General features: G+C 68.3%; 9 protein-coding genes. 5 read left to right on the plus strand and 4 right to left on the minus strand.

The genetic code is table 11. The features are described from left to right. Nucleotides 1-2 precede the first annotated feature (2 nt). Nucleotides 3-1,220, minus strand: coding sequence for a citrate synthase family protein (locus IB228_RS16560; RefSeq protein WP_192199244.1), 1,218 nt, complete (start codon nt 1,218-1,220; stop codon nt 3-5). A gap of 145 nt (nt 1,221-1,365) precedes the next feature. On the opposite strand from IB228_RS16560, the gene prpB reads away from it, so the two are divergent. From prpB to prpF, 5 genes are all read left to right on the plus strand, one after another. Next, entirely contained in the window at nt 1,366-2,253 is an 888-nt protein-coding gene (gene prpB / locus IB228_RS16565; RefSeq protein ID WP_192199245.1) for a methylisocitrate lyase, read from the plus strand. 91 nt (nt 2,254-2,344) lie between these two features. Then, the gene (gene prpC / locus IB228_RS16570) at nt 2,345-3,499 is read left to right on the plus strand and encodes a 2-methylcitrate synthase (protein ID WP_141455913.1); all 1,155 of its coding nucleotides are present in this window, start codon (nt 2,345-2,347) and stop codon (nt 3,497-3,499) included. 96 nt (nt 3,500-3,595) lie between these two features. Then, nucleotides 3,596-6,205 carry a Fe/S-dependent 2-methylisocitrate dehydratase AcnD gene (acnD, locus tag IB228_RS16575; protein WP_192199246.1) on the plus strand — a complete coding sequence of 870 codons (2,610 nt, stop codon included), beginning with the start codon at nt 3,596-3,598 and terminating at the stop codon, nt 6,203-6,205. Between the two features lie 58 nt (nt 6,206-6,263). Next, nucleotides 6,264-6,722: an SRPBCC family protein gene (locus IB228_RS16580; protein WP_225562524.1), complete on the plus strand. Its 459-nt coding sequence runs from the start codon at nt 6,264-6,266 to the stop codon at nt 6,720-6,722. 18 nt (nt 6,723-6,740) lie between these two features. After that, nucleotides 6,741-7,934, plus strand: coding sequence for a 2-methylaconitate cis-trans isomerase PrpF (gene prpF, locus IB228_RS16585; protein ID WP_192199248.1), 1,194 nt, complete (start codon nt 6,741-6,743; stop codon nt 7,932-7,934). A 103-nt stretch (nt 7,935-8,037) separates the two neighbouring features. Here the strand turns inward: prpF and IB228_RS16590 are convergent, their stop codons facing one another. The 3 genes from IB228_RS16590 to IB228_RS16600 form a co-directional block, all read right to left on the minus strand. Further along, nucleotides 8,038-8,649 carry a glutathione S-transferase N-terminal domain-containing protein gene (locus IB228_RS16590; protein ID WP_183638620.1) on the minus strand — a complete coding sequence of 204 codons (612 nt, stop codon included), beginning with the start codon at nt 8,647-8,649 and terminating at the stop codon, nt 8,038-8,040. 145 nt (nt 8,650-8,794) lie between these two features. Beyond that, entirely contained in the window at nt 8,795-9,259 is a 465-nt protein-coding gene (locus tag IB228_RS16595; RefSeq protein ID WP_192199249.1) for a cell wall hydrolase, read from the minus strand. A gap of 450 nt (nt 9,260-9,709) precedes the next feature. Beyond that, the gene (locus IB228_RS16600; protein WP_192199250.1) at nt 9,710-11,752 is read right to left on the minus strand and encodes an NADPH-dependent 2,4-dienoyl-CoA reductase; all 2,043 of its coding nucleotides are present in this window, start codon (nt 11,750-11,752) and stop codon (nt 9,710-9,712) included. Nucleotides 11,753-11,865 lie beyond the last annotated feature (113 nt).

An 11,865-nucleotide genomic window follows, 5' to 3' on the forward strand; every position in this document is an offset into this window, starting at 1 on the left:
AGTCATTCCGCCGTGACGGGTGGCACGCCGGCGTAGCTGGCGCGGGGACGGATCAGCCGGCCCTGGGCCTGCTGTTCCAGCGCATGCGCGAGCCAGCCTGCCAGTCGCGCCGCCGCGAACATCACCAATGCCGGCGTGGCGGGCAGGGCGTTGGCGTGGCAGATCGCCGCCAGGGTGAAATCGACGTTGGGGCGCAGTCCGTTGATGTCCTCGGTGGCGCTGATCACCGCCTCCATCCGCTGCATCACCGGCGTATCCGCGTGTAGCCGGCGCAGCCGCGCCAGCAATTCCGTCGCGCGGGGATCGCCATGCGGATAGAGCGCATGGCCAAAGCCGGGCAGATCCTCGCCTTGCTGCCAGCGTGCGGCGATGAAATCACGGGGCGAGTCCGCCGCGCAGGCGGCTTCTATCAGCGAATAGGCGCGTGCGGTGGCGCCGCCGTGGCGCGGGCCGGACAACGCCGCCAGGCCGCTGCATACTGTCGCGTGCAGGTGCGCGCCGGTCGAGGCGACCACGCGCGCGGCGAACGCGGAGACGTTGAGTTCGTGCTCGGCGCACAGCACCAGCGCCGCGCGCACCGTATCTGCGAAACCTTCGTCGCCCGGTTTCCACGCATCCGCCAGCAGCCGATGGACCGGCCCCGCGGAAGGTGGGCGCGCCACCAGCAACGCGGCGTTGTGGCGCAGCAGGGTGGCCGCGATTTCGTGGCGGACCAGGGCGGTCACGCCCATGGGCTGGCGCACGTCCAGCGCCAGCAACGGAATCGCCGACATGGCGCGCGCCAGCGGCGGCAGGCCGGCGTCGCCGGCGATGCGGGCGACGTGCGCCGGCCATTGCGTCTCCAGCGTCGCCGTGAAGGGATCCTGGTCGCCGCAGTCCCACAGCAGCCGGGCGGCGTCTTCCAGGGTGGCGCCTTCGCGCACCGCGGCGACCGCTGAACGCCCGCGGTAGTAGGGGCCCTCCGGTCGGATCAGCGAAATCCGCGTCTCCAGCACCGGCAGGCCGCGATCCAGGCTCTGCGCGGCGCCACGGGCGGCGCCGCGACCGGCGCGCTTTCGCTGGGCCAGCCGGTCGACGTCGCGACGCAGGTACAGCCGGCTGCGGTGGTCCGGGCCGGGGCGCGACTCGATCAGGCCACGGCTGACATACGCATACAGGGTGGCCTGGCTGATGCCGAGCAGTCGGCAGGTGTCCTGGGCGGAGAGCAGGTCGGTGTCCATGGCCGATAGATTGATTGATTTGATCAAGATTGATCAACCCGAGCGATGGTGCCAGATTGTGCGCCGCCGGTGCGCGTACCCTTGCGCGCACCCCCGGCCCGCTCCGCCGAGGAACGGGCGCCATCCGCTTCCGCAGGAGACATGCATGAGCAACGCATCTGCAGGCGCGCGCTTCCGCGCCGCGATCGCCGAGGAATCCCCGCTGCAGGTGATGGGCGCCATCACCGCCTATGCCGGCCTGATGGCCCGCCGCGTCGGCTACAAGGCGCTGTACCTGTCCGGCGGCGGCGTCGCCGCCAACTCGCTGGGCATGCCCGATCTGGGCATCAGCACGATGGAAGACGTGCTGACCGACGCGCGCCGCATCGTCGACGCCACCGGTTTGCCGCTGCTGGTCGACATCGACACCGGCTGGGGCGGCGCGTTCAACATCGCGCGCACCATCCGTTCGTTCGAGCGCGTCGGCGTTGCCGCCGTGCACATGGAGGACCAGGTCGGCCAGAAACGCTGCGGCCATCGCCCCGGCAAGGAAGTGGTGTCGAAGGACGAGATGGTCGATCGGGTCAAGGCCGCGGTGGACGCGCGTGGCGATGAAGGCTTCGTGATCATGGCGCGCACCGACGCCGCCGCCGTCGAGGGCATCGATTCGGCGATCGAACGCGCGGTGGCCTATGTCGAGGCGGGCGCGGACATGATCTTCCCCGAGGCGATGAAGACGCTGGAGGACTACCGCCGTTTCAAGGACGCGGTGAAGGTGCCGATCCTGGCCAACCTGACCGAGTTCGGCTCCACCCCGTTCTTCACCGTCGACGAACTGCGCACGGCCGGCGTGGACATCGCGCTGTACTGCTGCGGCGCCTATCGCGCCATGAACAAGGCGGCGTTGAACTTCTACGAGACCGTGCGCCGCGAAGGCACCCAGAAGAACATCATCGATACCCTGCAGTCGCGCGCGGACCTGTACGACTACCTGGGCTACCACGCCTACGAAGACAAGCTCGACGCCCTGTTCGCGAAGAAGGGCGACGCCTGACATCAGCCCGGGGGGCGGTTCGGTCCGTCCCCGGTCATTCCAGCGCGGTGGAGCAGCTTCCGCCGCACCGCCACACCATCGGGAGGCAGCAATGAGTGAACCCACCCCAGCCACCGGCTTCAAGCCGAAGAAGTCCGTCGCCCTCAGCGGCACCGCCGCCGGCAACACCGCGCTGTGCACGGTCGGCCGCAGCGGCAACGACCTGCACTACCGCGGCTATGACATCCTCGACATCGCCACTACCAGCGAGTTCGAGGAAGTCGCCTACCTGCTGGTCCACGGCAAGCTGCCCAACCGCGCCGAACTGGCCGGCTACAAGGCCAAGCTGAAGTCGCTGCGCGGCATCCCGGCCTCGGTCAAGACCGCGCTGGAACAGCTGCCGCCGTCGGCGCACCCGATGGACGTGATGCGCACCGGCGTGTCGGTGCTGGGCTGCGTGTCGCCGGAGAAGGACGACCACAACCACCCGGGCGCGCGCGACATCGCCGATAAGCTGATGGCCTCGCTGGGTTCGATGCTGCTGTACTGGTACCACTACAGTCACAACGGAAAGCGCATCGACGTGGAGACCGACGACGACTCGATCGGCGGCCACTTCCTGCACCTGCTGCATGGCGAGAAGCCGCGCGACTCGTGGGTGCGCGCGATGCACACCTCGCTGATCCTGTACGCCGAGCATGAGTTCAACGCCTCGACCTTCACCGCGCGCGTGATCGCCGGCACCGGCAGCGACATGCACTCATGCATCACCGGCGCCATCGGCGCGCTGCGCGGACCCAAGCACGGCGGCGCCAACGAAGTCGCGTTCGAGGTACAGAAGCGCTATGAGACACCGGACGAGGCCGAGGCCGACATCAAGGCGCGGGTCGAACGCAAGGAAGTGGTCATCGGTTTCGGCCATCCGGTCTACACCGTCGGCGATCCGCGCAACGACGTGATCAAGCAGGTGGCGAAGGATCTGTCCGAGGAACAGCAGAGCACCAAGATGTACGCCATCGCCGAGCGCCTGGAAGCGGTGATGTGGGACATCAAGAAGATGTTCCCCAACCTGGACTGGTTCAGCGCGGTGAGCTACCACATGATGGGCGTGCCGACCGCGATGTTCACCCCGCTGTTCGTCATCGCCCGCACCAGCGGCTGGAGCGCGCACGTCATCGAGCAGCGCATCGACGGCAAGATCATCCGCCCCAGCGCCAACTACACCGGCCCCGAAAACCTGAAGTTCGTCCCAATCGACCAGCGTTGATTCGCCGTGCCCGCGCGTTTCCGTCCGGGAACGCGCGGAGCCGCCATCGATGGCCTGGAATCCCGACCGCCGCAAAGTCACGCCGACCGCGAAGCCATGAACACCGAATACCGCAAGGCCCTGCCGGGCACCTCACTGGACTACTTCGACGCGCGCGCCGCGGTCGACGCGATCGCGCCCGGCGCCTACGACCGGCTGCCGTACACCTCGCGTGTGCTGGCGGAAAACCTGGTACGCCGCTGCGAACCGGCAGCGCTGACCGATTCGCTGAAGCAGCTGATCGAACGTCGCCGCGATCTCGACTTTCCGTGGTTCCCGGCGCGCGTGGTCTGCCACGACATCCTCGGCCAGACCGCGCTGGTCGATCTGGCCGGCCTGCGCGACGCCATCGCCGACAAGGGCGGGGATCCGGCCAAGGTCAATCCGGTGGTGCCGGTACAGCTGATCGTGGATCACTCGCTGGCGGTGGAATGCGGCGGCTACGATCCGGACGCGTTTTCCAAGAACCGCGCCATCGAGGATCGCCGCAACGAGGATCGCTTCCACTTCATCGAATGGACGCGGCATGCGTTCGAGAACGTCGACGTCATCCCGCCGGGGAACGGCATCATGCACCAGATCAACCTGGAGAAGATGTCGCCGGTGATCCAGGTGCGTGGCGGCGTGGCCTTCCCGGATACCTGCGTGGGCACCGACAGCCACACCCCGCATGTCGATGCGCTGGGCGTGATCGCGATCGGGGTCGGCGGCCTGGAAGCGGAGAACGTGATGCTGGGGCGCGCCTCCTGGATGCGCCTGCCCGACATCGTCGGCGTCGAGCTGACCGGCCGCCCGCAGCCCGGCATCACCGCCACCGACATCGTGCTGGCGCTGACCGAGTTCCTGCGCAAGCAGAAGGTGGTCGGCGCCTATCTGGAGTTCCGCGGTGAAGGCGCCGCCGCGCTCACCCTGGGCGACCGCGCGACCATCTCCAACATGGCGCCGGAGTACGGCGCCACCGCGGCGATGTTCTTCATCGACGGCCAGACCCTGGACTACCTGCGCCTGACCGGCCGCGAGGAAGAGCAGGTCCGCCTGGTCGAAACCTACGCGAAGACCGCCGGCCTGTGGGCCGACAGCCTGGGCAACGCCGAATACGAACGGACGCTGGCGTTCGATCTTTCCAGTGTCGTCCGCAACATGGCAGGTCCGTCCAATCCGCATGCCCGCGTCGCCACCGCCGATCTGGCGGAGAAGGGCATCGCCGGCGATCTGGCGCAGGCACGCGCGCAGGAGGCCGAGGGCCTGATGCCGGATGGCGCGGTGATCATCGCCGCCATCACCAGCTGCACCAACACCAGCAACCCGCGCAACGTGATCGCCGCCGCGCTGCTGGCACGCAACGCCAACCGGGTCGGCCTGACCCGCAAGCCATGGGTGAAGTCGTCGCTGGCACCCGGTTCCAAGGCGGTCGCGCTGTACCTGGACGAGGCCGGACTGACCCCGGAACTGGAAAAGCTCGGCTTCGGAGTGGTCGCCTTCGCCTGCACCACCTGCAACGGCATGTCCGGCGCGCTGGATCCGAAGATCCAGCAGGAAATCGTCGATCGCGATCTGTATGCGACCGCCGTGCTGTCCGGCAACCGCAACTTCGACGGCCGCATCCATCCCTACGCCAAGCAGGCCTTCCTGGCCTCGCCGCCGCTGGTGGTGGCCTACGCGATCGCCGGCACCGTGCGTTTCGATATCGAGAAGGACGTGCTGGGCACGTTCGAGGGGCGCGAGATCCGGCTGAAGGACCTGTGGCCGAGCGACGAGGAAATCGACGCGGTGGTGCGCGCCTCGGTGAAGCCGGAACAGTTCCGCCGCGTGTACGGCCCGATGTTCAACGTGCGGGTCGAACACGGCGAACGCGCCAGCCCGCTGTACGACTGGCGCCCGATGAGCACTTACATCCGCCGCCCACCGTACTGGGAGGGCGCGCTGGCCGGCGAACGCTCGCTGCGCGGCATGCGCCCGCTGGCGGTGCTGCCGGACAACATCACCACCGATCACCTGTCACCGTCCAACGCGATCCTGCTGGACAGCGCGGCCGGCGAGTATCTGGCGAAGATGGGCCTGCCGGAAGAGGACTTCAATTCCTATGCCACCCACCGCGGTGACCACCTGACCGCGCAGCGCGCGACCTTCGCCAATCCGAAGCTGTTCAACGAGATGGTGCGCAACCCCGACGGCGGCGTGAAGCAGGGCTCGCTGGCGCGGGTCGAGCCGGAAGGCCAGGTGATGCGCATGTGGGAAGCGATCGAGATCTACATGGAGCGCAAGCAGCCGCTGATCATCATCGCCGGTGCCGACTACGGACAGGGTTCGTCGCGCGATTGGGCGGCCAAGGGCGTGCGCCTGGCGGGCGTCGAGGCGATCGTCGCCGAGGGCTTCGAACGCATCCACCGCACCAACCTGATCGGCATGGGCGTGCTGCCGCTGGAGTTCCAGCCCGGCACCACCCGCCTGACCCTGGGCATCGACGGCACCGAGACCTTCGACGTCGTCGGTGAACGCAGGCCACGCGCGACACTGACCCTGGTGATCCATCGCCGCGACGGCGAGCGCATCGAGGTACCGGTGACGTGCCGCCTGGACAGCGACGAGGAAGTCTCGATCTACGAAGCCGGCGGCGTGCTCCAGCGCTTCGCCCAGGACTTCCTGGAGTCGGCGCAGGCGGCGTGACGCCGTCTTGCGCCCGCCACGCTAGAGTGGGACGGACCATCCCCGAGAGGTCATGACCATGTCGAACGAGACCGGAACCGTCCGCCTGCACCGCGTCCTGCGCGCTCCGCCCGAGCGCGTCTACCGCGCCTTCCTGGATCCGGAGGCCATGGTGAAGTGGCTACCGCCACACGGCTTCACCGGCAAGGTCCACCACATCGATCCGGTGGTCGGCGGGACCTACCGGATGTCGTTCACCAACTTCGGCACCGGCTCCAGCCATGCCTTCGGCGGCACCTATCGCGAACTGGTGCCGGGTGAGCGCATCCGCTACGACGATCAGTTCGAGAACCCGGCGTTGCCGGGCACCATGCAGGTCAGCGTCTCGCTCAAGGCGGTGGCCTGCGGCACCGAGATCAGCATCGTGCAGGAAGGCATTCCCGCGATGATTCCGGCGGAGTTCTGTTACCTCGGCTGGCAGGAGTCGTTGACCCTGCTGGCCAACGTGGTCGAACCCCAGATTCCCGACAACCCCTGACCGAACACCGAGACCTCCATGCCGCACGTGCCCCAGATTCGAATCCCCGCCACCTACATGCGCGGAGGCACCAGCAAGGGCGTGTTCTTCCGGCTGCAGGATCTACCCGAACCCGCGCGCGCGCCGGGCGCGGCGCGCGATGCGCTGATGCTGCGGGTAATCGGCAGCCCCGATCCCTACGGCAAGCAGATCGACGGCATGGGCGGCGCGACTTCCAGCACCAGCAAGACGGTGATCCTGGCGAAGAGCGAGCGGCCGGACCACGATGTCGATTACCTGTTCGGCCAAGTGTCCATCGACAGCGCCTTCGTCGACTGGAGCGGCAACTGCGGCAACCTGTCGGCGGCGGTGGGATCGTTCGCCATCGCGGGTGGACTGGTCGATGCCGCGCGCATCCCTCAGGACGGTGTCTGCACGGTGCGTATCTGGCAGTCGAACATCGGCAAGACCATCGTCGCACACGTGCCGATCACCGGCGGGCAGGTGCAGGAAACCGGGGACTTCGAACTGGACGGTGTGACATTCCCGGCAGCCGAGGTGCAGCTGGAGTTCCTGGATCCGGCCGACGAGGGCGAAGGCGAGGGCGGCGGCGCGATGTTTCCGACCGGCAACCTGGTCGATGAGCTGGACGTGCCAGGCGTCGGCAAGTTTCCGGCGACGCTGATCAATGCCGGCATCCCGACCATCTTCGTCAACGCCACCGACATCGGCTACACCGGCGCGGAATTGCAGGACGCCATCAACGGTGACCCGAAGGCGCTGGCGATGTTCGAGGCGATCCGTGCGCACGGCGCGGTAAGGATGGGATTGATCGCCGATGTGTCGGAGGCCGCGCGCCGCCAGCACACGCCGAAGGTGGCGTTCGTGGCGCCGGCGCAGGACTACGTCACTTCCAGCGGCAAGCAGGTGGGCGCGGGTGATATCGACCTGCTGGTGCGCGCGATGTCGATGGGCAAGCTGCATCACGCGATGATGGGCACCGCCGCCGTCGCCATCGGCACCGCCGCGGCGGTGCCGGGCACGCTGGTCAATCTGGCCGCGGGCGGTGGTGAACGCAGCGCGGTGCGCTTCGGTCATCCGTCCGGCACGTTGCGGGTGGGCGCGGAAGCCACGCAGGAAAACGGCGAATGGAAAGTCGCCAGGGCCATCATGAGCCGCAGCGCCCGCATCCTGATGGAAGGCTGGGTGCGCGTTCCCGGCGATGCGTTCTGAATCGGCGCGGAGCCGACGTCTCCGCGCACATATGGGGATGTCGGCTGGTGGCATCGATTGTTGAAACGAGAAGGGCGGGCCTTGGCCCGCCCTTCCGTTTGATTCAGTGCAGGCCTTCGGCCTTGAGCGCCGCCTGCACGCCCGGGTCGGCTTCCATGCGCTGGCGGAATGCCGCCAGGTTGTCCAGGCCGCCCAGATCCACGCCGACGTTACCCGCCCAGCGCAGGGTGATGTAGAGATAGGGATCGGCGAAGCTGCGGAAGCCCGCCAGCCACTGCCGGCCTTCAAGCCGCTGGTTGGCGCTTTCGAACAGGCCGCGCAGGCGCTTGCGGGCGGTGGCCTTGATGGCATCGAACTCGGATTCGTCGGCGATGAACTTGCCTGGCGCGAACAGCGGGGTGAAAGCCGGATGCACGTCGGAGTTGACGAAGGACAGCCAGCGCGCCGCCTCGGCCCGCTGCTGCGCGGAACCGTCGCCGCCCAGCCCGGCCTGCGGGTAGCGGTCGGCGATATAGCCCATGATCGCGGCGTTCTGGGTCAGGACGAAGTCGCCGTCGACAATCGCCGGGACCGCGCCGGTCGGGTTGATCGCCAGGTACTCCGGCGCCTTCATCTCCGCGGCGGTCATCACCTTCAACTCGAAGGGCTGGCCGGTCCATTGCAGGGCGATATGGTCGGCGGTGGAACAGGCGCCGGGCTTGCTGTACAGCTTCATGGGTGGACTCCAGGTACTAGAAAGCGATCCGGGAACTCTCCCAGACCTGTCCAGGGCCCACAAGGCCACCGCCGTAACGGACCGTCACGGACGGCCCGCTTGCCGGAAGGGGAAAATCGCCGCGTCGGCGACAGGACGCTCGGGTTTACGAGCGCGGTGGCTGCGGCTTGAGCGACTGCACGCGCAGGAAGGTGTGATCGCCGATGGTGGCCACGCGGTAGGCGTTGCGCCAACTCGGGCTGGCGATCTGGTGGGCCATGAAGTGGCTGGCGCCGGGCACGATTTCCTTGCGCTGGCCGGGCGGGAGGGCCCAGTTGCGCTCGGCGTTCAGGGCCACGCTGACCGACTTGGCCCAGGCGTCCGCATTCTGCAGGCGGGTGCCGGGGGCGACGATGGTGGGGGCGAACTGCTTGCGGGCGGTCACCACCTCGCAGACCGAATCACCCCACAGGCCGCTGTCGCGGCGGCGCAGGGCGACCTCGGCGACGGCTTGCTGGCCGCGCAGGGTCTGGTCGCGGGCTTCCAGGTATACGGTGGTACTGAGGCACAACGAATCAGCGGCCGGCTGCGGCAACATCTGCGACAGCCAGAGAATCCAGGCCAGTTTCATGGGAACTCCTTGCTCCGTCTTTGCCGGTCCCGACCGTTCCGATCCATTGGAAGCGGCGGGGGAGGGACGCGGCAGGGCGTCATGGGGAGGCAGCCTTCACACGGGCTGCCCGGGGTCCCGGCTGAATGATGAGGGCGCCGGGGCGGCCTGCCGGAACTGGGGGGCGGGCCGAAAAAGTTGGCGCAAGGTACGGGCGAAAACCGGAACCCCCCCTGAACACGCCGGGTTGACAGCTCTACTAAGTATTTGATTGGAAATGCTTGTTGGTGAAAGCCGTGTCAAGGTCGAGGCGGCTTGGCGGTGCATCCGAGAACCGTCGCGCGCTGGCGGGAAGCGCCTGAAAAGCCCGGGAAAAGCGCCGTGGTCGCATGCATGCGCGGCGATGCGCACGCATGATTCCGTGATGGCCGTCATCAAGCGCGGCGAGGGACCGCCTCGCCGCCCGTCGGTTCAGAGCGCCGCGGCCAGCCGGCTGCCCTGTGCGATGGCGCGCTTGGCGTCGAGTTCGGCGGCCACGTCGGCCCCGCCGATCAGGTGAGGGGTGCGGCCAGCGGCCAGCAACGCCGCCTGCAGTTCCCGGCGTGGCTCCTGGCCGGCGCAGACCACCACGTGATCGACCGGCAGCACCTGTTCGGCATCGTCCACGCGGATGCGCAGGCCGGCGTCGTCCACGCCCAGGTACTCGACCCCGCCCAGCATCTTCACCTGCTTCGCCTTGAGCGTCGCCCGGTGGACCCAGCCGCTGGTCTTGCCCAGCCGCGCGCCCGGCTTGCCGGCGCTGCGCTGGAGCAGCCAGACCTGGCGGGCCGGCGGTTCGGGGTGCGGGCGGGCCAGGCTGCCGCGGCCCTCGAAGGTCGCGTCCACGCCCCATTCGGCCATCCAGCGCGCCGGATCCAGGCTGGACGAGGGGCCTTCCTGGACCAGGAACTCGGCCACGTCGAATCCGATGCCGCCGGCGCCAATCAACGCCGCGCGGGCGCCGACCGTGACCCGGCCCGACAGCACGTCGGTATAGCTGATCACCCTGGGGTGATCGGCGCCGGGAAAATCCACGCGGCGCGGGGTGATGCCGGTCGCCAGCACCACTTCGTCGAAGCCGGCCAGCAGCGTCGCATCGGCGTGCGTGGAGAGCTTCACCTCGACGCCGGTCTCTTCCAGCCGATGGCGGAAGTAGCGCAGGGTCTCGTGGAATTCCTCCTTGCCGGGGATGCGCTTGGCGAAATTGAACTGCCCGCCGATTTCCGGCTCGGCATCGAACAGGGTGACCCGGTGTCCGCGTTCGGCGGCCACGGTCGCGCAGGCCAGCCCGGCCGGCCCCGCGCCGACCACGGCGACGCGTTTTGCGGCGAAGGTCTTCGGATAGGTCAGCTCGGTTTCCGCGCAGGCGCGCGGATTGACCAGACAGCTGGCGGTCTTGTTCTCGAACACATGATCCAGGCAGGCCTGGTTGCAGGCGATGCAGGTATTGATGGCGTGCGCGCGGCCGGTGCGTGCCTTCTCCGGCCACTGCGGATCGGCCAGCAGCGGCCGCGCCAGCGACACCATGTCGGCCTTGCCGGCGGCCAGGATGCCCTCGGCCACGTCCGGCATGTTGATGCGGTTGGTCGCCACGACCGGCACCGACACATGCGGCTTGAGCTTGGCGGTGACGTCGACGAACGCCGCGCGCGGCACCGAGGTGACGATGGTCGGCACCCGCGCCTCGTGCCAGCCGATGCCGGAATTGATGATTGTCGCGCCGGCCGCCTCCACCGCGCGGGCCTGGGCGAGGATCTCCTCCCACTGGTTGCCGTCCTCCACCAGATCCAGCAGCGACAGCCGGTAGATGATGATGAAGTCCGGCCCGCAGGCCTCGCGGATGCGGCGGACGATCTCGACCGCGAAACGCATGCGCTTTTCCGGTGTGCCGCCCCAGGCATCGTTGCGGCGATTGGTGCGCGGCGCGGTGAACTCGTTGATCAGATAGCCTTCCGAGCCCATCACCTCGACACCGTCGTAACCGGCATCGCGGGCGCGCCGGGCAGCGCCGGCATAGGCGTTGATTTGCGACTGCACGGCGCGCGCGGACATCGCGCGCGGGGTGAACGGATTGATCGGCGCCTTCAGCTTCGATGGCGCCACCGAGAGCGGGTGGTAGGCGTAGCGGCCGGCATGCAGCAATTGCAGGCAGATCAGCGCCCCGTGCTCGTGCGCGGCGCGGGTGACGAACTTGTGCGGACGTACTTCCCACGGCCAGGACAGCTTGCCACCGAACGGCTTCAGCCAGCCGACCAGGTTGGGCGAGAAGCCGCCGGTCACCATCAGGCCCACGCCGCCGGCGGCGCGTTCGGCGAAATAGGCGGCCAGCCGCGGGAAGTCGCGGGCGCGGTCCTCCAGGCCGGTGTGCATCGAACCCATCAGGATGCGGTTGCGGACCCGGGTGAAACCCAGATCCAGCGGGGCGAACAGGTGCGGATAGTGCTCGGCGGGGAGGGCGGCGGCGCTGGACGTCATGCGGGCGATGGATACGCTGGCGTATGGATGCGACACGATGCCCCGGGCAGCGCGCCGGCGCAAGTGCTGGCGCCACCTCCGGGACAAGCCCAAGCACGGCACAGAACGCGCCC

Source organism: Pseudoxanthomonas sp. PXM04 (genome assembly GCF_014851695.1).
Lineage (GTDB): Bacteria > Pseudomonadota > Gammaproteobacteria > Xanthomonadales > Xanthomonadaceae > Pseudoxanthomonas_A > Pseudoxanthomonas_A beigongshangi.